Source organism: Runella sp. R5_40 (genome assembly GCF_057652295.1).
Genome location: NZ_JBYFCH010000001.1, coordinates 90,766 through 114,134 on the forward strand (window position 1 = coordinate 90,766; position 23,369 = coordinate 114,134).

Sequence of the window (23,369 nt, forward strand, 5' to 3'; positions counted from 1 at the left end):
GGGCAGACCTTAGCGACTTTCGTCAAGTCCTTTTTCGATGTTTTCTTTCACTTCCTTAGAAGCTTCTTTGAATTCACGAATGCCTTTTCCTAACCCTTTCATCAACTCAGGAATTTTCTTTGCGCCGAAAAGTAACAACACGATAAGGGCGATAAAAATGAGTTCCTGTCCACCCAAGCCCATGATTAAAAAAATTGAAAGCGTATTCATTTTGAAAATGCGGTTAGTGATTTCTCTAAATTGTTGCTTTTATACATCGCTGTACATTCAAGCAATGTATTGATTACAGTAATAAAACGAAATAGGACTGTTTATTTACCGTTGATTTTCGATTTTTAACCCTATTTTAAGGAATCTTTTGGCAAAATTAACAACTATTTCGCAGATTATCAGCCAATCGTGATAGTATTTCGTTTTGACTCCCACTCACGAAAAGCATCAAGGTCGTCGCCAATGGCATTAAACAACCAAACAACCAAGGCAATGTCATCGGTCAATCCTACAATTGGTAGTATATCAGGAATGACATCAATTGGTGACAAAAAATACAGCAAAACCGCAATAATGCGGGTCAGCGTTTTCCATGGTACGGCTTTGTATTCTCCCTTAACGTAGGCTTTGAGCAAACGTACCAATAACATCACTTTTTCCCTGAGGGAATCGTAGGTCGCCCCTTTTAACGCGTTGGTTTTGTTCAATACTTTTCCCAAAAGCTCTAAAAGGCTGCCCGCATTGCGGGCATAACGCCCTGCTTTACCAGTGGCGCTTTTAAAAAATACAGACTTCAATACCCGAACTAAGATATTGTCAGAAGTGGACGCGGAAGGCATTTCGGTACTATTAATTGGGTGTTAATTTGTTTACACCCTCATAAACGTAAAAATGGTTGAAAAGATTTGCTAGGCGCGTATCTTATTTCCAACCTTGTTTGATACAAAGCTGGTTGATATGCTCATAATGGTGCTCGCTGTGCCAAGCGTACAGCGCTGCTACTTCGCGCAGCGGGAATACCCGTTTTGTTTCTGGGTGAAAATAGGTACGTTCCCAATCGGCATCGGTCAGCGAGTTGAGCAACATTACCCAACGCAAATGCACGTATTTCAGCAACTGCAACGACCACTCCACAGGCGCGCCTTTGCCATCGGCCAATTCAGCCCACAAGGCTTCTTCGTAGGGCTTAATTGCGGGATTGTCCTCGGTCAACGCCAGCTTAAAGCGAATGTAAGCATTCATGTGGCTATCAACAACGTGATGGACCGTTTGGCGTACCGTCCAGCCTTCGGGGCGGTAGGGTGTTTCTAATTGTGCCTCATTAAGTACATTCACCACGTTAAATAACTTTGAAGGCAGCGCACTGATTTCCTGAATATGCGCTTGCGTTTCAGCCGCCGAATAGGTTTTTCCAAACTCAAAACGACCAATGGGGTATTTTAGCTTTTCCATTATCTTCCAAAATCATCTTGTACACGCACGATGTCATCTTCGTCTGAAGGGTGTTCGGGGTCGGTATGTTGCCAAATTTCGGCCAAGACGCCCCATTCTGACAGCCCCACCAAACGGTGACGCTCTCCTTGACGCAAGGTAATCAAATCACCTGGCTGGTACGACTGCACCTCGGTTTCCTCGTCGGTATCGCTTTTCACAACCCCTACTGTGCCTGACACAACGCGCCAAATCTCCGCACGGCGGTGGTGGTATTGCCACGACAATCGTTTCTCGGGTGCAACGAGTAGTATTTTAGGGCTTAGTTTTTGCGTAATTTGAATGCTTGACAGCTCAACTGTCGGGAAATAGGTGGCGGCAAACTGCGGCGTTTGGTCTTCGTTAATCACAAAAAAACCTCCCCATGGGCGGGTTTGATCTTGCTTAACAATGCTAAAACCTTGCTCGGCCAACTGCACAGCGATGGTTTCAACTACTTCTAACTTAGTGGGGATGGGTGTTTCCATGAACATTTGCTTGGGTAAGTCGTAAAATTAGAAAAAATCTTGTAAAGTAATCTCCGTATTTTTGCCCGAATGTTTCAAAGTCACATGTCTTTTCAATCTTTAAAAGTTAGCCTTTCGCCCGCAAAGAAAATCTATTTTGCCTCTGATTTTCACCTTGGTGCCCCCACTCATGCCGATAGCCTCGTCCGCGAAAAGCGCATTGTGCGGTGGCTAGAAAGTATCCGTCACGATGCCCAACTTATCTGCTTGGTTGGCGATTTGTTTGATTTTTGGTACGAACACAAACGCGTCGTACCGCGTGGTTTTGTTCGGTTGTTGGGAAAACTCGGGGAACTGACGGATGCAGGCATCCAGATTATCGCATTCCCTGGCAATCACGACATGTGGATGACCGATTATTTTGAAAAAGAATTAAACATCAAAACCTACCGCCGCCCGCTTGATTTACTGGTCGAAACCACACCCAATGCGCCCATTCGGTCGTTTCACGTTGCGCACGGCGACGGGCTTGGCCCAGGCGACCATTTTTACAAATTACTGCGCATTGTTTTTGAAAGTAAACTGGCGAGTTGGGCTTTTGGCAACCTTTTGCACCCCAATGTTGCACTCTGGATGGGGCAATCGTGGGCGTTGCATAGCTGGCGCAAACACGAAAAAGAAGGGCAGCCGTCGTATTGGGGCGAAGACAAAGAGTGGCTTGTTCTGTATGCAAAGGAACAAGAAAAACTACACCATCACGATTTTTACGTTTTTGGACACCGACACATCAAGCTCGATTTGCCCATCAATCAGCGCAGTCGAACCCTCATTTTGGGAGATTGGATTGTATATAATTCTTACGCCGTTTTTGACGGCCAAGAAACCCAGCTCGTCGATTACGACGAACCCCAAAAAGCGTAATTAATTGTCTTTCTTCAAAATATCTTGGCGGGAGATATTTTCGCGCGGGGCTTGTTTAAGAATATCTCGGTATTCTTTCTTTTTCAAGTCACCGTTTTTGACTGACTTAATAAAGCTTGCCCAAGCAAAGGGATTCAAGAAAGGCAGGGTGTTTGAGAAACTTCGGTTGGCGGCATTATCACGACCAAAAATTTGTTGGTCCATAAAACTTCGGTAATTAGAAGCAGCGCTCATCGGTGTGGCGGCCGCCATTTGCATCAAGAGCTCTTGGCGCGTATTTCGTTCGAGGTTTTCGCGTTCAAATTCGTCAGGCAATTTCATGGCGATAAACGCTTTTTTAAAGTCTTCTTCCGTTGCATACGGATAGACCTTCACTTCAGCCAGCGTTTTTATGTCTTCTTTCATCAAAATGATGGCCGAATACGATTCTTCCATGTGGCGTTTTGGAACCACGTGGTATTGTTTTTGGTATCCCAAATAACTAAACACCACACTATCCCCAGGAAATACGGGCAAGGCAAAATATCCTGCTTCGTCCGCCAAAGTTCCTCGCCCTGCTTTTGGAATAAAAATATAGGCTTTCGCGAGCGTTTGTGTCCCTTTTACTCCGACTACACGCCCCGTAAACATAATGCTTTTTACCTGCCCTTGGGCACGTCCTTCTACTGTGTTCAGCAATGAAAGTAAAAAAATAACCCCAACAAGGAAGTAGCTGTATGTATGTTTTTGTAGCATAGTTTCTGGTCAAAAATGAACGCAAAGGTGTGTCCTTATAATGAGTAACGTTTTTACCTATGAAAAAATTTTAACGAATGTCACAATAAACGGTGCCGAAAGCAGCAAGCCATCAAAACGGTCTAAAAAGCCACCGTGTCCTGGGATTGTACTACCCGAATCTTTGATGGCGATGCTTCTTTTAAAAAGAGATTCCACTAAATCTCCTAATGTACCTGCCACCACAATCACTGCTCCGATACAATACCAGGCCCATTCTTCGTACGAGCGGAAGTAAATCCCAAGGATAAAAGCTACAATGGCTGCAAAAAAAGCCCCACCAACGGCCCCTTCCCATGATTTTTTGGGAGAAACACGTTCAAAAAGCTTTCTTTTTCCGAAATAAGTACCCGCAAAATACGCACCTACGTCGGTTGCCCACAATAGAAATAAGCTTCCGAGTACGATTTCGTAATTATATACTCCACCACGCATCGCCAAGACACTTAGTAACGAAAAAGGGATGGCGACGTAAATAATACCCAAAAACGTAAAAGCGATGTTTTGAAAGGGCTTTAGGTCTTTTTTCTTGTATAATTTTATAAAGAAAATCATGGTCACCATCGGGCTAATCAGGAAGTAATTTTGGAAATCAATTACTTCTTTTTCAATCAAAAATGTCAGAAGGTTGATAAATACCCCGCATAACGTGCCATAATAGGTTAAGGGTTGATTTCCGTCAAGCCCTAGTAGCTTGTAAAACTCTAATTGCGTAAGAATACTGATGGCACAAAAAAGCAATAAAAACGTCCAATCACTGTATAAAATAGCGGATAAAATGATGGCTACCCCTACAATTGCGGCAATAATACGTTGTTGAAGATTAGATAGGTTATTCAAAGGAGATTTCATTCTCTACGATAGTTTTGGCAATGATAGCATCTTTCAAAGGAACATACAACTCGTACTTGCCAAAGTGGTAACTGCTATCCTGTTTATTAATAACAACTCCCGAAATAGATTGTTGCTCTAAGTATTCCCGCACGATTTCGGCACGATGCTGGAAACTTGTCTCAAAGATTTTTTCCCAATTATCAACAGTCATTTGATTTATTGTAAATGTAAGCGCCTCCGTGCTATGCAGATAGTGCTAAACAATCTACAACTGGGCCACTCTACGGTGAGAAATCATTTTTAAGTTTAAAAGCAAACCTACCGTTAGTACTAATGATACGAATGCCCCCGTCCATGAAATAGTAGATTCGGGATTCTCAACATTCATTGAAATTAGCTGCTGGTTCGACAGGTAAACCATTAGCAGTGTAGCTGCATTATTGACGAAGTGAGCAAAAATAGGTGTCCATAAATTTCGACTCCACGCATACATATAGCCAAACATGGCGCCTAGGAGCATTCGGGGTATAAAGCCCAAGAACTGCAAATGGGTAGCACTAAATATCGCCGCCGTCAACCAAATGGAGATGTGCATGTCTCCAATTTTATGAAATATTTTCCGCTGAATAATTCCCCTAAACAGCACTTCTTCGCCAATGGCTGGAATAATAGCCATCACCGTCATGGCTACTAATAGCTTGGTCAATGACTTAAATTCGGTCAAAAACTGGGTCATTGTCGCCAATTCTTGCTCTTTGCGTCTCATCCAGCTTTCAACCCTAAATAGCCCCTGAGGTAAATGTACACTGTTATTCCATTCAATAATTAGGCTATTCAACGGCATAAAAGCCAGCACGGCCAGACAAGCCACTCCTAGCAGTAAAAAAGAAGGTAACGGACGACGCACGAACTCTTCGACCCGATGTTGTTCTGACCAGCGCCAATAGATAACGCTAGGAATAAGAAATGTAAACGAATGTGATACGGCTTGTATCAACATCAAATACCACCATGAGTGCGGGTAAGTCTCAGGCTTTTGCAGCATTTGAGCGATGTCTTCGAGCCCCAACCCACCATGCGTCATACTCAAGGCCATAATCGCCGCCATCGCAAGGAGATTACCTAGCGAAGAGCCCAGCAAAACCAACCCAAAAAGTAACATGACGTTACGCCAAGGGGGTCTTTGGGGGACACTATGAAAAATATCTGATTGTATTTCTTCCACGGATTAACTAAATAAACTTACACAAATATAACATTCCCTACCAAATTATGATACTTTGTCCCACACTCAGGCAACGTTTGTGCGACGTTCTCTGCCTTCCTTAAAACGAAACGGGCCTTTGGTGATACCAAAAGCCCGTCGCAATCAATGTATTTGTATGTTTACAGCGTCCGTTTTACTTCTTTCATTTCGAAGCTTTCTACAATATCCCCTACTTGAATATCATTAAGCCCTTTGATGCTAAGACCAAATTCAAACCCTGATTTAACTTCGTTTACATCGTCTTTGTAACGTTTAAGTTGTGAAATTTCACCTTCGTGAACCACAATAAAGTCACGGATAACGCGCACTTTGTTATTACGTTTAAGATGCCCATCGGTTACGTAACATCCTGCTACAGTACCCACTTTGCTAATCTTGAACACTTCGCGAATCTCAGCATTACCCACAATGACTTCTTCCATTGTTGGCTCCAACATACCCAACATCGCGTCTTTTACTTCGTTGATAGCGTCATAAATGACCGAATAGAGGCGGATTTCGATTTGTTCTTGTTCTGCAAGTTTCTTGGCATTGATAGAAGGTCGTACTTGGAAACCAACGATGATGGCATCCGACGCAATCGCCAAGTTGACATCCGACTCAGCGATTTGACCCACCGCTTTGTTGACGATATTCACTTGTACCTCTTCTGTCGAAAGTTTCAACAATGAATCCGACAAGGCTTCTACCGAACCGTCCACGTCACCTTTGATGATGATGTTCAACTCTTTGAAAGTTCCGATGGCCTTACGACGACCGATTTCTTCGAGCGTAATGTGCTTACGAGTACGGATTGTTTGCTCACGCATGATTTGTTCGCGCTTGTTGGCAATCTCCCGTGCTTCACGTTCTGATTCCATCGCATTGAACTTATCCCCCGCTTGAGGCGCCCCGTTCAAACCAAGCAACTGCACTGGTGTAGATGGCCCCGCAGTTTTTAGGCGCGTTCCTGACGCATCAAACATGGCCTTCACACGTCCATGGTGTGAACCTGCCAAAATAGGATCTCCTACTTTAAGGGTTCCCGTTTGAACCAATACCGTTGCCAAATAGCCACGGCCTTTGTCCAGCGATGCTTCAATCACAGTACCCGAAGCGCGGCGTTCTGGGTTGGCTTTGAGTTCGAGCAAGTCGGCTTCCAACAATACTTTTTCGAGCAAATCAGGAATACCAACCCCTGATTTTGACGAGATTTCTTGTGTTTGGTACTTTCCACCCCACTCTTCCACCAAAATATTCATATTTGCCAATGCTTCACGGATTTTTTCCGTATTAGCTCCAGGCTTGTCAATCTTACTAAAAGCAAACACAATCGGGCTTCCCGCGTTTTGTGCGTGGTTAATCGCTTCCCGCGTTTGAGGCATGATAGAGTCGTCCGCAGCAATTACAATGATAACGACGTCGGTTACTTTCGCACCCCGCGCACGCATCGCCGTAAAGGCTTCGTGACCTGGTGTATCGAGGAAGGTAATTCGGCGACCGCCATCTGTTTTTACACTGTAGGCACCAATGTGCTGCGTGATTCCCCCTGCTTCACCCGCTGCTACGCGAGTACGGCGAATGTAGTCAAGCAACGAGGTTTTACCGTGGTCAACGTGACCCATGATGGTTACGATAGGGGCGCGTTCTTGCAAATCAGCCTCATCGTCTTCAATTTCCTGTACATCGCCCTGAATTTCTTCTTCGGCAGAGATGAAAGAAACGTCATAACCAAACTCATCTGCAATCAAGGTAATACTTTCTGCATCCAAACGCTGGTTGATTGAGACGAACATACCCATGCTCAAACACACAGAAATAACCTCTTGCACCGACACGTCCATCAAAGACGAAAGCTCATTGGCCGAGACAAACTCTGTCACCTTGAGTACTTTTGCATCTTCTTGTTCTTGCATCAAGCGATCTTCTTCTGCTACTGCACGAACCCGACGACGCTCACGGCGTTTGTCAGCTCCAAAGTTTTTACCACGCGTAGTACCAGTCAAACGAGCATTTGTTGCCTTGATTGAGTCTGATACTTCTTTGTCAGAGATTTCCTCTTTGCGTTCGCGGCGGTTGTTATTGGACGTGTTTCCGCCCTTTTTATTGTTATTATTACTGTTGTTGTTATTGTTGGTATTGTTACTGGTGTTGGTATTGTTAGTATTTGTATTCCCACCTTGTCCTTGACCCGAGTTTGGACCTCTGCGGTTGTTGTTATTGTTGGAATTATTGTTGTTACCTCCACCTTGCGCATTTCCTCCAGAGGCTTGCTGCGGTCTGTTCTGACCGTCCCTTGCAGGTCGATCTCCCGTTCTTCCGCTGTTGCCACTATTGTTGGCGTTTGTGTTGTTGTTACCGTTGTTATTTCCAGTAGTATTGTTACCGTTGTTATTATTATTGTTGTTGTTACGGTTAGCAGGCGCATTTTCAACCACCTTTTCCCCTTTGCGTACACGCTTACGCTTGCGTTTTTTATCCTTGTCCTTATCGCGATTTCCTCCCGCATCACCACTACGGCGATCCGTTGGAAGCTCAATTTTCCCTAAAATGGTCAAACCTTTTAGTGGATCAGCTTTCGCTTCGATAAGTACAGGTTGTGCCTCCACTTCGGGGGCAGCGGCCGGCTCTTCTTTGGCTGGCTGGGGAGGAGTTACTGGCGGCTGAGGTTTTTCAACTCGTGGAGCTGGTTTCTCAACCTCCTGTTTAGGTTGCGGTTGGCTTACTTCTACCTTCACTGGTGGCTCTTGAACTTTTGGTGGAGCTGGAGTTGGCTTCACCTCTTGCACTGGTTCTTCTTTTTTCTCCTCCACTTTCGGGGTTTCCACAGGTGGTTTTATTGGCTCTGGAGCAGGAGCTGGTTTTGTCTCCACTACTTCCACTACTACAGGAGCAGGGGCTGGAGTTGGTACTGGTGCTGGTGCTGGTTTTTCTTCAACCACTGGTGGTTTCACAACTACTACTGGTTCTTCTACCTTAGGCGCCACAGGTGGTTCTGGTTTTTTCTCCTCAACAGGAGGAACTACCACCACAGGTTTCGGCTCTTCAACTGGCTTGGGAGCTGGCTGAGGAGGTGTAACCGATGATTTAGGCGCGTCTAAATCAATTTTACCTACTACTTTCAATCCAATTTGAGATGTCTCGGCACGTAAAATCTCTGGTTCTTTTGGCGACGTTGATTCAGAGGCTGATTCACTGGCAGGTTTGTTGTTACCTGCTGCTTGTGAGCTACGGAAATACAGCACGGGGCTATCTTCTCCCTTTGCTGGTGGCGTGGTTACTACTTCTTCTTTTTTGGGTGCACTTCCCCCCAACAACGACTCAGCCTTGAATTCTTTCGCCAAAAACTCAAGTTGTTCTGCGTTTAGCTTTGTATTAGGATTGTTGTCCACCTTATACCCTTTTGCAGCCAAAATACTCGCAACCGCTGCGTGATTACGGTTGAGAATTCGGGCCGCTTGGCTAAGGCGCATACTTTTTTCTTCCGACATATTGGAAATTTTCGTACTAAAGTACGGGTTATTGTTTATTCGTTTTTCTGGAAAAACCCTGAAAATTAGTCCAAAGATACAGATTTATTTGTCAAGTCTTAGTATCTCTCGTACTAACAACGCCTAAAAACCGTTTGTAATGGACATTTTAAATCTAAAAGTCCCGAATTATTCAAACTCTCGGCGCAAAATTTCTAAGATTTCATCAACGGTTTCTTCTTCAAGATCGGTACGGCGAATCAATTCTTCTTTGCTGATGCTGATTACTTGTTTCGCAGTATCCAAACCTATCTTACGGAATTCTTCGATCATCCACTCGTCGATTTCGTCCGTAAATTCGTTCAAGTCAACGTCTTCTTCGTCTTCCTGACCTTCTACATCACGGAATACGTCGATTTCCATGCTCACTAAGCGGCCTGCCAGCTTGATGTTTTGTCCTCCTTTACCAATTGCCAACGACACTTGGTCTGGTTTCAAATACACCGATACTCGTTTGGCTTCGCGGTCGATCACCATCGAGGTGATTTTTGCAGGACTCAACGCACGCTGAATCAACAACTCTAAGTTTTCAGTGTAGTTGATGACGTCGATGTTTTCGTTGTTCAATTCACGTACAATCGTGTGAATACGTGAACCTTTCATACCCACGCAAGCTCCTACGGGGTCGATGCGGTCGTCGTATGATTCCACTGCGACTTTGGCTCTTTCGCCTGGTTCGCGGACAATCTTACGGATATGAATAAGGCCATCGTAGATTTCAGGGATTTCGTTTTCAAACAAACGCTCCAAGAACACTGGCGACGTACGCGACAAGGTGATGCGTGGCGTGCCGTTGTTTAACTCTACTTTGTGAATTACCACTTTTACAGGCTCCCCTTTGCGGTACTTGTCTTTGAAAATCTGCTCTTGTTTGGGCAATACGAGTTCGTTTCCTTCCGAATCCAAACAAATAAGCTCATTTTTCAAAATTTGATACACTTCCACGTTGAGCAAATCGCCCACCATGTCTTTGTATTTGTAGTACAACAATTCTTTCTCCAAATCCTTGATTTTTTGAATCAATGTTTGGCGAGCTGTTTGTACCATGCGGCGGCCAAAGTCCTCCAATTTCACTTCTTCGGCTACTTCTTCACCTACTTCAAAGTCATCTTGGATTTTACGGGCTTCTGCCAATGGAATTTTATCCGGTTCCCAAATATCTTCCGAGTTATCGTCCACGATTTCGCGGGTACGCCACATTTCGAGGTCTCCACTGTCTGGGTTGATGATTACGTCAAAATTGGTATCGGTTCCATATTTCTTACGAATCATTGTACGAAACACATCTTCCAATACTTTGATAATCGTAGGACGATCGATGTTTTTGGAACGCGCAAACTCCGCAAATGATTCTATCAATACTGCACTATCCATTTTCTTTCGAAAGAGTTAAGTGGCAAGCCACAGTTTATGATTATTCGTTAGTTTTTATTCGTATTAAAATTTGATTTGTACTTCTGCTCTGGCAATATCACCATAGGCAAAAGTCAACTCCGCAGGGACTTGGTCTTTCTTCTTTTTCTTCAATTCTTCCTTGACGGTAAAACCTTCGTCCGAAACAGCGATTAACTCTCCCCTTTTTTCGATTCCATCTTTCAGAATCACTTTTAGCGTACGGCCAATGTTTTTCTGAAACTGACGAGGAAAAGCTAAGGGATAATCTACGCCTGGCGAGGAAATCTCAAGGGTATAAGCGTGCGGAATAAGCTCCTCCGCTTCAATCATATCATCTAGTTTGCGGCTTATTTCGGCACATTCGTCGATGCTAATTCCCGCGTCACTATCCATCAATATCGTCACCTTTTGTCGAACTTTTGAAGGGGAAACTTGTACCTCCACAATGAAGAATTTATCCTCTTCCAAAAGCGTTGACAGCAAAGCGATTATTCTTTCTTTTAGGTTCATTTTTTGCCAACAAAAAAGGGGAATTTCGTTCCCCTCTGTAATCAATCATCATATAATTAGGGACAAAGGTAATTGATTTTTACTAATTTAGCAAGTGTGACTCTAACTTATGCTATGCCACAGCACTTTACCCTTCCCGAATACGGGCACATCCGAAAAGCATCTATTGCACTTCATAACGAACAAAGAGAAACACAGTCCGTTGTTTTTGTTCCTGACCGAGTTTTTGAACTAATGAAACAACTTTCTTTTCGGGGCAATGCCGAACCGATTCTAAGTTATGGGGTTCAGAAAGGGCAAGAGTTTATTCGGCTCAAAAACTACGTAGGATTGCTACAACTACCCGACGGAACCCACATTGAAATTTTACCTAAAATCTCTGACTTTGCTCAGGTGGCAGAGATGCGATTGGCGCTGCTTAGAATGCTGCGAACAGTACCTGATTTACCCTTTCATCGGCTTTCGCAAGCGCAATTACAGCAGGCAAACTTACCAGTTTGGGAGATTTTTATTTCTGCGTTTATTGCTGAAATTGAACAATTGACCCGACAAGGGATTCAAAAAGCATACGAGACGGTAGAGGAGCAAAGTCGTTTTTTGAAGGGGAAATGGCAGTATCATCGCCAAAACCACGCTCATCCCGAATTATTGGCCATTGAACACGACCAGTTTATCGCCGATATTTTACCCAATCGGCTGCTCAAAACCTGCATTGAGTTTTTGGCCAAACGAAGCCACTATCTACCTAATCAGGCCAAACTACGAAAGCTACGTTTTATTTGGGACGAAATACAGCCCTCTTCTACGCTGACGGAAGACTTTCAGAAAGCTCAGCACTTAGCGCGAAGTTTTGACCGCTACACACAAGCGTTAAAATGGGCTAAAATCCTGCTGATGAATCAATCGTGGAGTGCCTTCGGCAAAAACACCAACGAGTCGCTTTTATTTCCTACCGAACAATTGTTTGAACGATACGTAGCACAAGGCTTTAAACGCTATTGTCAAGAATACGAAGTTGTTTATCAAGAAACAGCCCACTACTTACTTCAACGCCACGACGGGAAACCCCAATTTAAACTACGCCCCGACTTGGTTTTGCGACTCCACAAACATGTGATTGTGATTGATATAAAATGGAAACGCATCTCTCCCGAGGCTCCCAATTATGGCATCGACCAAGCAGATTTGTACCAGCTTTACGCCTACGGCCAGAAATACCGCGCAACCGAGTTGTATTTGCTCTATCCTGCTCACGAAAGTTTTACAACTCCCCTCCCCGCTTTCCGCTTTGATGATGCGCTTCAGCTAATTATTCTGCCCTTTGACATTACCCAACCTTTATCGACCGCCATCGGAACAGTTCGGGCAATTATTGACCATCAAAAAAACACCCCGACAAGCTAGCTCATCGGGGTATCCATACTGTTGTTATTAAGTCAATTACTACGCATTCAAGGCGCGGTTGCCAGTGGCGGCTAAACACGCTTCTTTAAACGCTTCGGTATAAGTCGGGTGCGCGTGCGACATGCGGCTAATGTCCTCAGCCGATGCACGGTATTCCATCGCTACCACGGCTTCCGCAATCATGTCGGCAGCGCGTGGGCCAATGATATGAGCGCCCAAAATTTCGTCCGTTTCTTTGTGGGCCAATACCTTTACCGTACCGTCGATGTCCATACTAGCGCGGGCACGTCCCAAGGCTTTGAACGGAAACGAACCAGACTTGTAAGGCACACCTTTGGCTTTGAGTTCTTCTTCGGTGCTTCCGACACTTGCTACCTCTGGCCAAGTATAAACAACACCTGGAATGAGCGAATAGTTAATGTGTGGTTTTTGACCCACGATGGTTTCCGCCACAAATACACCTTCTTCTTCGGCTTTGTGGGCGAGCATTGCCCCGCGAATCACGTCACCGATGGCATAAATGTTAGACACTTTGGTTTGAAGTGTATGTTCGTCCACCTCAATTTTCCCACGTGCGTCGGTTGTCAAGCCTGCATTTTCGAGGGCCAATCCATCGGTAAATGGACGGCGTCCTACGCTCATTAAGCAGTAGTCGCCTGTGAAAGTAACCGTTTCTCCTTTCGGATTTTCGGCCGTTACGACCACTTCATCTCCCGTATTTTCTACCGTTTTTACTTTGTGGCTCAAATAAAAATCAGCACCAAGCTTTTTCATGCTACGTTGAAGCTCCTTGCCCATCGTACTGTCCATGGTAGGAATCATGGCCGAAGCATACTCTACAAAGCTCACTTTGGCACCGATACGTGCATAGACTGAGCCCAATTCTGCCCCAATCACCCCTGCGCCAATCACGATAAGGTGCTTAGGCACTTCTTTCATTTGAAGAGCTTCGGTAGAAGTAATGATGCGTTGTTTGTCGATGGTGATACCAGGCAGTGACGAAGGTTTCGAGCCTGTGGCGATAACGATGTTTTTTGACGTTACCATTTCAATTTCGCCCGAATCTTTGGTCACCTTCACCGTGTTTTTATCCACGAAAGAGCCTTTCCCTTGGTAAACGTCGATTTTGTTTTTCTTCATCAAAAACTCTACGCCTTTGCATACTTGGCTAACTACCTCGCTTTTGCGGGCAATCATCTGTGCCAAATCCACTTGTAGGTTTTCGAGTTTGATGCCATGTTCAGCAAAGCTGTGCGCCGCATTGTGGTAATGTTCCGACGAATCAAGCAATGCTTTTGAAGGAATACAACCTACGTTAAGGCAAGTTCCTCCAAGCGTTTTATATTTTTCGATGATGGCCGTTTTCAAGCCTAATTGAGCACAACGAATGGCGCAGATATAGCCTCCTGGCCCTGAACCGATAACGATAACGTCGTATTGCATTGGTTAGTTATGAATTTATGTGCCGAAGCACGAGTTATTAGCTATTTTTAGTCTCACTTTTGCATAACCAGAACTCTCTATAAAACAGCAAAGACGCCTTGAAAAAGCGTCTTTGCATTATTTTTTTAGACTTCCAACAACAAACGTGTTGGGTCTTCAAGGATTTGCTTCACACGTACCAAGAAGCTCACTGAGTCACGACCGTCGATGGTTCGGTGGTCATAGCTAAGTGCCACGTACATGATAGGACGTACCACGATTTCGCCATTTACGACGACTGGGCGTTCTACGATGTTGTGCATCCCCAAAATCGCCGATTGTGGTGCGTTGATAATCGGAGTTGAAAGCATCGAGCCAAAGATACCACCGTTGGTGATGGTGAACGTTCCACCTTGCATTTGGTCGATGGTCAATTTGTTGTCACGCGCTAAGCCTGCCAAACGAATGATTTCCTTCTCGATTTCGGCAAAGGTCATTTTTTCAGCATTGCGAACCACAGGCACCACCAAACCACGGTCAGTAGAAACGGCGATTGAAATGTCTGAGTAGTCGTTATACACCACTTCTTCCCCGTCGATGAACGAGTTTACGACAGGAAACTCCTGCAACGCAATCGCACACGCTTTGGTAAAGAACGACATAAAGCCGAGGCCAACACCGTGTTTTTCTTTGAATTTATCTTTGTATTTGGCGCGTAACTCCATGACAGGCTTCATGTCCACCTCGTTGAAGGTTGTCAACATGGCCGTTTCATTTTTCACTGCTACCAAACGGCGAGCAATGGTTTTACGCAACGAAGTCATTTTTACGCGACGCTGTCCGCGCGGGTCAGCCGCTTTCGGAGTTGCTGGTGCCGCAGGGGCTGCTTTAGGGGCAGGGGCAGGGGCAGGAGCAGGCGTAGCTGCCGCTGGCGCTGCCACTTGCGCTTTTTCAGCGTCTTCTTTGGTAATACGTCCACCAACACCTGAGCCCTGTACGTCTGCTGCATTCACTCCTTTTTCCGAAAGGATTTTGGCAGCGGCTGGCGATGGATGACCCGAGGCATAACCACTTGCCGATGCCACTGGCGCAGCAGCTGGGGTTTCTACGGGAGCGGGGGCTGGAGCAGCGGATTGGCTAACCCCTCCTCCTACTTCGATGCGGCAGATAGTCGCACCAATAGGCAAGGTAGCACCTGCTTCGGCAACAATACGGAGCGTTCCTGCGGCTTCAGCAGGAAGTTCAAACGTTGCTTTGTCCGATTCAAGTTCGCACAAAACCTCGTCTAATTGTACTACATCGCCGTCTTTTTTGTTCCAGTTCGCAATCGTCACTTCCGTAACTGACTCGCCCACCGTTGGCACTTTCATTTCTACCACTTTAGCGGCTACGGGTGCCGATGCTGCGGGAGCAGCAGGAGCAGGTGCCGCGGCTACAGGAGCGGGTGTAGGAGCGGGTGCGGGTGCCGCAGCAGACGCTTCGATAATACAAATCAAACCACCAATCGGCAGAACATCTCCTTCTTGTGCTTTGATACGCAATACGCCATCGGCTTCTGACACTACTTCAAAAGATGCTTTATCAGAGTCTAAGCTGCATATTACTTCATCACGCTTGACGCTTTCCCCGTCTTTTTTCACCCAAGAACCAATGGTTACTTCGGTGATAGATTCCCCAACGGTTGGGACTTTTATTTCAATTTGTGACATCCTTCTTATTATCCTTTACGTGCTGAGGCACAAGTTAATCGTTAATTGTTATTTTCCAGCAAAAGCTTGTTCGATGAGGTCGGCTTGTTCCACCGTGTGAATTTTCATGTAACCCGTCGCAGGTGATGCACTTGCTTTGCGGGCAATCACACTTCCCAAACCAATTTCTGGGAATTCACGAAGAATAAACGACCAGTAACCCATGTTTTCTGGCTCTTCTTGCACCCATACAACTTCGGCTTTTTTGTACTGAGCCAAATGCGCTTCAATCTGCTTTTTAGGGAACGGATGCAATTGCTCAACCCGAATGATGGCCACGTCTTTGCGCTGGTCTTTTTGTTGTTTGTCGTACAACTCCCAATAAATTTTACCAGTACACAACAACACTTTTTTCACCTTTTTAGGATCCGCATACGTATCGCCGATGGTTTCTTGGAAACGACTTCCTTCTAAGAAATCGCTCATTGGAGAAACTGCCATTGGGCTACGCAACATCGACTTAGGCGACATCAAAATACACGGCTTGCGGAACGGCGTCGTTAGCTGGCGGCGCATCATGTGGAACAAGTTGGCAGGGGTCGTGATGTTACACACGTACATATTGTACTCAGCCGAAAGAATCAAGAAACGCTCTGGACGGGCACTTGAGTGCTCAGGGCCTTGGCCTTCGTAGCCGTGTGGCAGAAGCATCACCAAGCCGTTCATGGCATTCCATTTTGATTCGGTAGCCGCAATAAACTGGTCAATCATGATTTGGGCACCGTTGGCAAAATCTCCAAACTGTGCTTCCCAAATCACCAATGCGTGGGGGTTTGCCATCGCATACCCGTATTCGTAACCCATTACTCCGTACTCTGAAAGCAATGAGTTATAGATTTCAAATTTACCTTGTCCTTCGCCAATGTAGGCCAAGCTGTTGTGCGTAGCATTGGTTTCGCTTTCGTGCAATACCGCGTGGCGGTGCGAGAAGGTCCCACGTTGCACGTCCTGTCCTGTCATACGAACCGTTCTGCCTTCGGCCAAAAGCGAACCGTAAGCCAGCAACTCACCTGCTGACCAGTTGAAAGGTTTTTCGCCCGCAAAAATCTGCTTGCGTTCTTCCAACACTTTTTCAATTTGTTTCAACACCTTGAAATCGGCAGGAAGGCTTGAAAGGGCTTTACCCACTTTCTCAATTACTTCTTTAGAAATACCTGTTTCGGGCGATTGCTCAAAATCCTCAGGTACTGAACGGCGTAATTCTGCCCAATCACGTTCGAGTTTTGGACGCTCGTACAGCAATTGCTTTTGTTTCACTTTTTGCAATAACTCTTGCAACTCTCCCTCCAACTCAGCGCGCATTTGGTCGGCAATTTGCGCATCCAACTCACCGCGTTCGGTCAGTTCTTTCAAATACAAATCACGGCCGTTGAGTTGCTGTGAAATTTTAGCGTACATCGTCGGTTGCGTAAAGCGCGGCTCGTCCGATTCGTTGTGGCCGTATTTGCGGTAACAAACCATATCCACAAACACATCACGGTTAAATTCCTGACGGAATTCTACCGCTACTTTCATCACAAACGCCACTGCTTCTGGGTCATTTCCATTGACGTGGAAAATAGGCGCGTCCACAATTCTGGCAATATCCGAACAATAAATCGACGAACGGTCGTCTTCGTGGTCGGTCGTAAAACCAATTTGGTTATTGATGACAAAATGCAACGTTCCTCCTGTATAATACGCAGGAAGGTTCGACATTTGTGTTACTTCATAGACAATACCTTGTCCAGCCACGGCGGCGTCACCGTGAATCAAGATAGGTAATACAGGATCATATTTATCTTGACCCGGAATGTGGTTGTAGTGCTCATCCGCACGGGCACGCACGTATCCAACTACGACAGGATTGACCGCCTCCAAGTGCGACGGATTCGGCATCAGCTTGAGGCTTACGCGTTTACCTTCAGGCGTCTCGATTTGGCTTTCGTAGCCCATGTGGTATTTTACGTCACCATCGCTGAACTCGTCCAATACTACGTTTTCTTCAAACTCATTGAATACTTGCTCGTAGGGCTTGTGCATGATGTTGGTCAATACGTTGAGGCGACCACGGTGAGCCATCCCCACTACCACTTCTTCCACACCTAATTCAGCTCCACGGTTGATGGCCACATCCAACGCTGGAATCGTAGCTTCACCACCTTCGAGTGAAAAACGCTTTTTACCCAAAAACTTGGTATGCAAAAAGTTTTCAAACGTAACAGCATCGTTCAATTTTTCGAGAATGCGCTTCTTCTGTTCAATCGTCGGATTGAAGTTTAGAAACTCATTTTCAATCTTTTTACGCAACCAGCTCTTCACTTTACGGTCGCGGATGTATTGGTATTCAAAACCAATTTTACCCGTATAAACTTTTTGGAGAGCCGTAACAATTTCGCGGAGGGTAGCGGCACGGCCAAACACCTCAATACCTGCTTCAAAAACAGTATCTAAATCTGCTTCTGCGAGGTTAAAATCCGATAAATCGAGTTCTGGATAGCGATTTTTACGAGGCCCGAGTGGGTTGGTTTGCGAGGCCAAATGTCCCCGTTGGCGGTACCCTCTGATAAGGTGTACTACCTCCATCTCTTTACGGGTATGACTAGCCGAGACGGGCTTTTCGGTCGTAGCCGTTCCGTTTCCGTTTAGAGTAGGCTTTGAATCACCGTATTTGAGTGAAAATTCAAACCCTTCAAAGAAACGTTGCCAGCTTAAATCAACGGAGTCAGGTTGTTGTTGGTATTTTTGGTACAACTCTTCAATGTACGCAGCTTCTGAATTCGCTATATATGAGTATTTTTCCATTTAAAAACCACTTAGTTTCAGGGGCGCAAAGTTAGCTTTGAATTTGTAATTAATTGCAAAAATCGTATAGTTTTAGCAAAAATCTAATCTCTTTGAGGATTCGGTTGAAGGGTAAAAACAATTTCGTGGATTCCCTTTCCTACTCCTGCGATGTTATTGGTTTGGGCGTTAAAATCCTCTACTCGGCGCGAACTATACGCATAACCAATCCGAATGTTCTTCGATATGTCGTACGCAAGCAGTGCTTGCCAATAAGTCGTACTGCCAAATCGAACCGATAACCCGCCCGTAAAGCGGTCCTGTACCGTAGCAATGGCGTTTAAATCAAGGCGCATTTTTGACTTTTCGGGCTTGGTAAGAAGTAGAGATGGCTTAACAATGATTCCGTCGCTTACTTCTGACTTCATACCTAGTTGGACAAAAATGGGTCGTTGGTAATTGATTAATCCGCTCGTGCTGTTGTATCCGTACTGCTGTTTGAGGATTTCGGGCATCGACACTCCTCCAAAAAACGTTTCATCTTCGTAATAAATTCCAACCCCTGCACTTGGCAAAGCTTTATTGATGTTTCCGCCCGTATTGAGCACATCGCGGGCAGGCAAAACGTTGATTCCACCCAATGCCCCAATCGACAATTTTTGCTCTTCCGATATTTTGTGAATGTAGCTAATGCTCCCAAACACGGCCGTATTGGCCGACACGCGGTCGTTTAGCCCTTGGAGTCCTAAGCCAATTTTTCCATTCGCTACGGTTCCGTCCATGGCAAACGATTGGGTAATGGGCAGCCCTTGCACACCCGCCACAAATTGACGCCGCAATACGGCATTGAAGTGAAAGGTTTCACGCACTCCTGTCGCTGCGGGGTTAATCGCCAGTGGATTGACCAAATACTGGGCATACTGCACTTCGCGCTGGGCTTGGGCGTGGTAAGCGGTTAGTAGTAAGCAGGAAGCTGTTAGCAGAAAATTGGCCGTTTTTCGTAAATATCGTTTTTTCATCATTACACGAGTTGATTCATTCATCAACGCAAAAGAAAGCAGGAATCTTGCCAAACACAACAAAAAAAGCAGAAGTCCTTAAGAGCTTCTGCTTTCCCTTCATTTTTTATTGTTTTATTTTTTCGGCAAGTCGCTATGCTGCGCCGATGCCCACAGCCATTTGCCATCCCGTTCGACAAACACATACGTGATCAGTTCGTCATATATTCGAGTATGGCCACTTGTAATTCTTTTTGCAAGCCTTTTAGAGTGCCCAGTCACAATAGCGATATTGCCATATTGTCTGATTTTCATATCAGAATTGGTACGATTTTCCATTACTGCATTTTCACAAATAGCAATGGCACCTTTTAAATCAAGTATTTCGCCCGTTGTGCCTACAAACACAAAATTCGGATCCGTTTCTGTTTGAAGGCATTTAACTGGATTTTTGTCAAAGGATTCTGTAAAGGCCGCAAATGTTTTTTCGTTAAACCCTTGTGCAAAAGCAGTGAAGTTAACCAGCATCAGTAGTAAAATAAGGTTTCGATTTTTCATTGTACAATTGTGTTTAAAAGTGATAAAAAATTCGTTTTCTCTCTTTAGAGTGAGGCAAATCTCACCTCAAAAAAACGTTTCATCTGTCTTTTTTCCCCAAATGCGACAATGAGTTTCCCAAATGCGACAATTCAACTTTATGAAATCTGCAATCGACGGAGCAATTCTGCTTTGGCCGTTCTGGATACGCCAATCTCGGAGCCATCTTGCAGGACGACCGAGCCTCCTTCGCCTCTAATGTATCGCTCTACATAATTGAGGTTGACGGTGTGTGACTTGTGAATACGAAAAAACGTTGGGTCGGGCAAAACATCTTCAAAATCACCGATTGGGCGAGAAGCAATAATCTTTTTCCCATTAGAAAGATGAAATTGAGCATAACTGCGCATGGCCTCCACGTATATAATGTCAGATAATGGTAAGAGAATAACTCCTTCAATGGTTGGAATGGATACTTTCCGAATCAAATCTCTCTCTGTTTGGATGGATTGAATGAGCGTTTCCAAACGATATGCAACTTCGGCAGGGCTTTCGATAGCCGTTGAATTGGGTTTGATGTTTAATAATTGATTATGCTTTTCGACCAACACCTCATAGTCTGAGGACTGTTTAACAAGTAAATCTTGGGCTGAACGCGCTTGTTGGCGAATTTCATGTACTCGGTCTGCCAAGGCAAAAGCTAGAAAAATTGCTTCGACTATGGACCCAAAATTGATGGCATAATTATCAATAGAAAAAGAGGCAAAAGCTGGAATGACATTGGTTGCAAAGAGAACCGTCATGATAACAGTACATAAATAGACAGTCCAACCCATGAGATAAAAACGAGCGGTTTTGTGTTTTTTGAAATAGGCCGCCCAAGCCACCACCCAAAGACTCAAATAGGTAGTAAAGTTAAAAAACTGGGCTAACTTGTTGTCGAGCACATTAACCCCAAGTACTTGCACTCCCAAAACGCCTACATAACCTACAACCAACGCTTTTAAATAGACATGAAAACGAGGTAGTAAATTGCGGGTATTCAAAAAATACATGGTAAAAATACAAGCAGGAATGAGTGAAGCCCCCACGTGAATGTTGGAGTCTTTGTTCATAAAAAGGAAATCCTTCCATACGTAAGCGAAACCCAAGCCCGAGAAATATAAAAAATAATAAAGTGACCCCAATTGGAAGATACTATACCACAAAAAAGGGGAATCTCGGTCGTAGAGATAAATAACTAGATTATAGACAATTAAAATAAAGTAGATTCCAAAACAAAAAAGAAAAATTCGCTCGTCGCGGCTCACAAAGCCATCAATGACCTCCCTTGTCCCGATGTAATTGGAAAAGTAAAGCGTACGATTACCTTTTACAGAAAAATATAACGTATGGGGGTTCTTCCCAAGGAGGAAGTTAATTTTATGATTGGGAAGCGTACGGTTCTCAAAAGGGCGTAAAATACCACTTGGCAAATGGGCTTGTATCGCTCCATTGGCATTGACTATGTACAAATCCAAGTATTGAATAATGGGAACAACATTGAGGAAGTATAAATCTTTATCGGTTTGGTTATCAATCCGAAATCGCACCCAAAAACGCGATGCCGAATTACCTAAATTAAGCCTACTCGTTTGAGCACGTTTAAAAACACTATCAGGCATTTTCATTACCTGCTGAATAGTCCATTCACTTTTTGTATCTTCCAACACGGCCGCAAAAGCACTCGTTTCCACGTACTTGGTTGTATCTTTATACACTAGCGTGGCGGTATCTTGCCAAGCGAATAAGTGATGCGTTAATAAAGTACCCAACAACGAGAATAGGAAGAAACGCATATTGGAGGTTTTGAGGCTACTTTCTTTTAAGCTCAATATTAGTAAAAATGTATTAAAAACAACGTAGCCTCAGAGGGAGGAAATCTTAGCTTTTGGTTTTAATGCGTTCAACCTGCTGAAGCCTGTATTAAGGCTGGCTTTCAATTTCCTTTATTAAATCATACAGTCGGCTGCCATTCATTGGGCTTGGCGCATTGTATATCGCTAAATTCCCTTTTTTGTTGATGATAATCGTTCTTGGAATACCTGTAAAATAGAGATTGCGACACAGCAACGAATTAAAACCTTCAGGCAAAAAATAATGTAAATTACTCTTCGGCCAACGACTTTTACCCCTCATCCAGTCTTCATATTTTCTATCAAAGGAGACAAACATATACACTACTTCGCTGTTCTCCGTTTGTTGTTGTACGGCCGAAAGCGCAGGAAAAGCTTCGATGCAAGCCCCGCACCACGTTGCCCAAAAATCAACCACGATTACTTTGTTTTTATTGGCCTCAATAATGGCAGACAGGGTAATGTCATTGTTGGAAGCATCTTTAAATTTGGTCGATAATACCTCCTTACTGAAATACTGGTTGGTCGTCGTCGTAATTGATTCAATGTGTTTTAATTGATTCAAGCGGATTGAATCTTGAAACGCCGCTTTTTCCTTGGCAAATAACTGCTTGATGAGCTCAGCATAAGGCTCTATCGTTTGCGAAGCAAATGGTTTTAACATCAACAAAATGAGCGCTTCTCGGTCTTCTTCTCGAAAAAGCGCATTGATTAACTCGTATTTGAAGGCCAAATTCTCTCGGTTATAGTCCTCTTTGTTATTCCCTAGCTTAAAATCATAAAACTCTTTTAGCGCCACTGCATAACCGTAATTGTCAACCTCATTTCTATTGAAAAGGGACAAATCAACGTCTTTGATAAACTCATCGGCCACCGAACGTGGCACAAAACCCGCTTTGATGGGGACAAGTTTTCGATGGACTATGTTGTATTTGGTATCTATTTCCACGTACTTTTTGTAGTCAACCGCCATACTGTCTGCGTACTTGGCAATCATTATCATTTTTTCGTCATACTCACTTGACAAATCTTTGTAATAAAGTGACCAATCACTCAGATTTCTATCAATCACGGTATAATTCAAGCTTTTTAGCTTGCTCTTCATCAAGTAGTTGTACTTGTTTTTACCCTTCGCCTCGGTTACATAGTTTTCGTCACTCATCACTACAGCGATTGTATCATTGGGGCTAATCCAGACGTAAGCATTCCCTAGTTGCAAGTACTGTGGTTTTGGCAAAAAGAAAGCAAGCTCAAACCGATTCGTACTGTCGAGGGCTGCTTCTGCCACAATCGTACTTTTTTGTAGAACAAAGTCAAAGTGGCGCACCCTTAGTTTTGAGAGCTTGGTCGCAGTAATTTTTCCTTTGATATAGACGTTGGGCTTTTCCTGTGCCAAGAGTTCGATGGTCGCACAAAAAACCACCAGACAAATAAGCTGAAACGTTTTCATAACGGATGGAGGTT

The 23,369-nt window shown here is 44.5% G+C and carries 20 protein-coding genes; 2 read left to right on the forward strand and 18 right to left on the reverse strand.

The annotated features are described in order from the left end of the window. Window positions 1-9: 9 nt before the first annotated feature. The 4 genes from AC23N5_RS00445 to AC23N5_RS00460 form a co-directional block, all read right to left on the reverse strand. On the reverse strand, window positions 10-210 hold the full coding sequence (locus tag AC23N5_RS00445) for a Sec-independent protein translocase subunit TatA/TatB (protein ID WP_028524216.1): 201 nt from the start codon (window positions 208-210) through the stop codon (window positions 10-12). A 179-nt stretch (window positions 211-389) separates the two neighbouring features. Continuing rightward, window positions 390-830, reverse strand: a complete 441-nt coding sequence (locus AC23N5_RS00450; protein ID WP_183972032.1) for a YkvA family protein — start codon at window positions 828-830, stop codon at window positions 390-392. Window positions 831-912: 82 nt separating this feature from the next. Then, window positions 913-1,443 (reverse strand): YfiT family bacillithiol transferase, encoded by a 531-nt coding sequence (locus AC23N5_RS00455; protein WP_487754097.1) that lies wholly within the window; start codon window positions 1,441-1,443, stop codon window positions 913-915. Continuing rightward, window positions 1,443-1,949, reverse strand: coding sequence for a cupin domain-containing protein (locus tag AC23N5_RS00460; RefSeq protein ID WP_487754098.1), 507 nt, complete (start codon window positions 1,947-1,949; stop codon window positions 1,443-1,445). Before AC23N5_RS00460 ends, AC23N5_RS00455 begins: the two co-directional genes overlap by 1 nt. A gap of 84 nt (window positions 1,950-2,033) precedes the next feature. On the opposite strand from AC23N5_RS00460, the gene AC23N5_RS00465 reads away from it, so the two are divergent. Beyond that, the gene (locus AC23N5_RS00465; RefSeq protein WP_487754099.1) at window positions 2,034-2,849 is read left to right on the forward strand and encodes a UDP-2,3-diacylglucosamine diphosphatase; all 816 of its coding nucleotides are present in this window, start codon (window positions 2,034-2,036) and stop codon (window positions 2,847-2,849) included. Here the strand turns inward: AC23N5_RS00465 and AC23N5_RS00470 are convergent, their stop codons facing one another. The 7 genes from AC23N5_RS00470 to AC23N5_RS00500 all read right to left on the reverse strand — a co-directional run bounded on the left by AC23N5_RS00470 (window position 2,850) and on the right by AC23N5_RS00500 (window position 11,138). After that, window positions 2,850-3,584, reverse strand: coding sequence for a carboxypeptidase-like regulatory domain-containing protein (locus AC23N5_RS00470; protein ID WP_183972036.1), 735 nt, complete (start codon window positions 3,582-3,584; stop codon window positions 2,850-2,852). It lies immediately after the preceding gene. A 57-nt stretch (window positions 3,585-3,641) separates the two neighbouring features. Beyond that, a complete protein-coding gene (locus AC23N5_RS00475) occupies window positions 3,642-4,475 on the reverse strand; it encodes a phosphatidate cytidylyltransferase (RefSeq protein ID WP_183972037.1) in 834 nt (277 codons plus the stop codon). Beyond that, window positions 4,456-4,668, reverse strand: a complete 213-nt coding sequence (locus tag AC23N5_RS00480) for a DUF2007 domain-containing protein (RefSeq protein ID WP_028524209.1) — start codon at window positions 4,666-4,668, stop codon at window positions 4,456-4,458. Before AC23N5_RS00480 ends, AC23N5_RS00475 begins: the two co-directional genes overlap by 20 nt. Before the next feature lie 54 nt (window positions 4,669-4,722). Beyond that, entirely contained in the window at window positions 4,723-5,619 is an 897-nt protein-coding gene (locus AC23N5_RS00485) for a CPBP family intramembrane glutamic endopeptidase (protein ID WP_487754100.1), read from the reverse strand. 224 nt (window positions 5,620-5,843) lie between these two features. After that, entirely contained in the window at window positions 5,844-9,176 is a 3,333-nt protein-coding gene (gene infB, locus AC23N5_RS00490; RefSeq protein ID WP_487754101.1) for a translation initiation factor IF-2, read from the reverse strand. A 186-nt stretch (window positions 9,177-9,362) separates the two neighbouring features. Beyond that, the gene (gene nusA / locus AC23N5_RS00495) at window positions 9,363-10,607 is read right to left on the reverse strand and encodes a transcription termination factor NusA (protein ID WP_122932228.1); all 1,245 of its coding nucleotides are present in this window, start codon (window positions 10,605-10,607) and stop codon (window positions 9,363-9,365) included. 63 nt (window positions 10,608-10,670) lie between these two features. Further along, a complete protein-coding gene (locus AC23N5_RS00500) occupies window positions 10,671-11,138 on the reverse strand; it encodes a ribosome maturation factor RimP (protein WP_487754102.1) in 468 nt (155 codons plus the stop codon). Window positions 11,139-11,252: 114 nt separating this feature from the next. Here AC23N5_RS00500 and AC23N5_RS00505 point away from each other — a divergent pair, with 114 nt between their 5' ends. Continuing rightward, entirely contained in the window at window positions 11,253-12,542 is a 1,290-nt protein-coding gene (locus AC23N5_RS00505; protein WP_487754103.1) for an McrC family protein, read from the forward strand. Between the two features lie 39 nt (window positions 12,543-12,581). Here the strand turns inward: AC23N5_RS00505 and lpdA are convergent, their stop codons facing one another. The 7 genes from lpdA to AC23N5_RS00540 form a co-directional block, all read right to left on the reverse strand. Beyond that, window positions 12,582-13,985: a dihydrolipoyl dehydrogenase gene (gene lpdA, locus AC23N5_RS00510; protein ID WP_183972042.1), complete on the reverse strand. Its 1,404-nt coding sequence runs from the start codon at window positions 13,983-13,985 to the stop codon at window positions 12,582-12,584. A 125-nt stretch (window positions 13,986-14,110) separates the two neighbouring features. Then, complete coding sequence (gene odhB, locus AC23N5_RS00515; RefSeq protein WP_487754104.1) at window positions 14,111-15,673, reverse strand: 2-oxoglutarate dehydrogenase complex dihydrolipoyllysine-residue succinyltransferase; 1,563 nt, start codon at window positions 15,671-15,673, stop codon at window positions 14,111-14,113. Window positions 15,674-15,721: 48 nt separating this feature from the next. Next, window positions 15,722-18,496: a 2-oxoglutarate dehydrogenase E1 component gene (locus tag AC23N5_RS00520; RefSeq protein WP_487754105.1), complete on the reverse strand. Its 2,775-nt coding sequence runs from the start codon at window positions 18,494-18,496 to the stop codon at window positions 15,722-15,724. Window positions 18,497-18,579: 83 nt separating this feature from the next. Further along, window positions 18,580-19,494 carry a PorP/SprF family type IX secretion system membrane protein gene (locus AC23N5_RS00525; protein ID WP_487754106.1) on the reverse strand — a complete coding sequence of 305 codons (915 nt, stop codon included), beginning with the start codon at window positions 19,492-19,494 and terminating at the stop codon, window positions 18,580-18,582. Window positions 19,495-19,608: 114 nt separating this feature from the next. Beyond that, a complete protein-coding gene (locus AC23N5_RS00530) occupies window positions 19,609-20,031 on the reverse strand; it encodes a nuclear transport factor 2 family protein (RefSeq protein ID WP_487754107.1) in 423 nt (140 codons plus the stop codon). 137 nt (window positions 20,032-20,168) lie between these two features. Further along, window positions 20,169-21,848: a 7TM diverse intracellular signaling domain-containing protein gene (locus AC23N5_RS00535; protein WP_487754108.1), complete on the reverse strand. Its 1,680-nt coding sequence runs from the start codon at window positions 21,846-21,848 to the stop codon at window positions 20,169-20,171. Window positions 21,849-21,975: 127 nt separating this feature from the next. After that, window positions 21,976-23,355, reverse strand: coding sequence for a TlpA family protein disulfide reductase (locus AC23N5_RS00540; protein WP_487754109.1), 1,380 nt, complete (start codon window positions 23,353-23,355; stop codon window positions 21,976-21,978). Window positions 23,356-23,369: the final 14 nt, after the last annotated feature.

What these genes read in the sequence shown, in the direction of transcription:
- AC23N5_RS00445 (WP_028524216.1), bottom strand. Translation starts at nt 210, where the DNA reads ATGAATACGCTTTCAATTTTTTTAATCATGGGCTTGGGTGGACAGGAA.
- AC23N5_RS00450 (WP_183972032.1), bottom strand. Translation starts at nt 830, where the DNA reads ATGCCTTCCGCGTCCACTTCTGACAATATCTTAGTTCGGGTATTGAAG.
- AC23N5_RS00455 (WP_487754097.1), bottom strand. Translation starts at nt 1,443, where the DNA reads ATGGAAAAGCTAAAATACCCCATTGGTCGTTTTGAGTTTGGAAAAACC.
- AC23N5_RS00460 (WP_487754098.1), bottom strand. Translation starts at nt 1,949, where the DNA reads ATGGAAACACCCATCCCCACTAAGTTAGAAGTAGTTGAAACCATCGCT.
- AC23N5_RS00465 (WP_487754099.1), top strand. Translation starts at nt 2,034, where the DNA reads ATGTCTTTTCAATCTTTAAAAGTTAGCCTTTCGCCCGCAAAGAAAATC.
- AC23N5_RS00470 (WP_183972036.1), bottom strand. Translation starts at nt 3,584, where the DNA reads ATGCTACAAAAACATACATACAGCTACTTCCTTGTTGGGGTTATTTTT.
- AC23N5_RS00475 (WP_183972037.1), bottom strand. Translation starts at nt 4,475, where the DNA reads ATGAAATCTCCTTTGAATAACCTATCTAATCTTCAACAACGTATTATT.
- AC23N5_RS00480 (WP_028524209.1), bottom strand. Translation starts at nt 4,668, where the DNA reads ATGACTGTTGATAATTGGGAAAAAATCTTTGAGACAAGTTTCCAGCAT.
- AC23N5_RS00485 (WP_487754100.1), bottom strand. Translation starts at nt 5,619, where the DNA reads ATGTTACTTTTTGGGTTGGTTTTGCTGGGCTCTTCGCTAGGTAATCTC.
- infB (WP_487754101.1), bottom strand. Translation starts at nt 9,176, where the DNA reads ATGCGCCTTAGCCAAGCGGCCCGAATTCTCAACCGTAATCACGCAGCG.
- nusA (WP_122932228.1), bottom strand. Translation starts at nt 10,607, where the DNA reads ATGGATAGTGCAGTATTGATAGAATCATTTGCGGAGTTTGCGCGTTCC.
- AC23N5_RS00500 (WP_487754102.1), bottom strand. Translation starts at nt 11,138, where the DNA reads ATGAACCTAAAAGAAAGAATAATCGCTTTGCTGTCAACGCTTTTGGAA.
- AC23N5_RS00505 (WP_487754103.1), top strand. Translation starts at nt 11,253, where the DNA reads ATGCCACAGCACTTTACCCTTCCCGAATACGGGCACATCCGAAAAGCA.
- lpdA (WP_183972042.1), bottom strand. Translation starts at nt 13,985, where the DNA reads ATGCAATACGACGTTATCGTTATCGGTTCAGGGCCAGGAGGCTATATC.
- odhB (WP_487754104.1), bottom strand. Translation starts at nt 15,673, where the DNA reads ATGTCACAAATTGAAATAAAAGTCCCAACCGTTGGGGAATCTATCACC.
- AC23N5_RS00520 (WP_487754105.1), bottom strand. Translation starts at nt 18,496, where the DNA reads ATGGAAAAATACTCATATATAGCGAATTCAGAAGCTGCGTACATTGAA.
- AC23N5_RS00525 (WP_487754106.1), bottom strand. Translation starts at nt 19,494, where the DNA reads ATGAAAAAACGATATTTACGAAAAACGGCCAATTTTCTGCTAACAGCT.
- AC23N5_RS00530 (WP_487754107.1), bottom strand. Translation starts at nt 20,031, where the DNA reads ATGAAAAATCGAAACCTTATTTTACTACTGATGCTGGTTAACTTCACT.
- AC23N5_RS00535 (WP_487754108.1), bottom strand. Translation starts at nt 21,848, where the DNA reads ATGCGTTTCTTCCTATTCTCGTTGTTGGGTACTTTATTAACGCATCAC.
- AC23N5_RS00540 (WP_487754109.1), bottom strand. Translation starts at nt 23,355, where the DNA reads ATGAAAACGTTTCAGCTTATTTGTCTGGTGGTTTTTTGTGCGACCATC.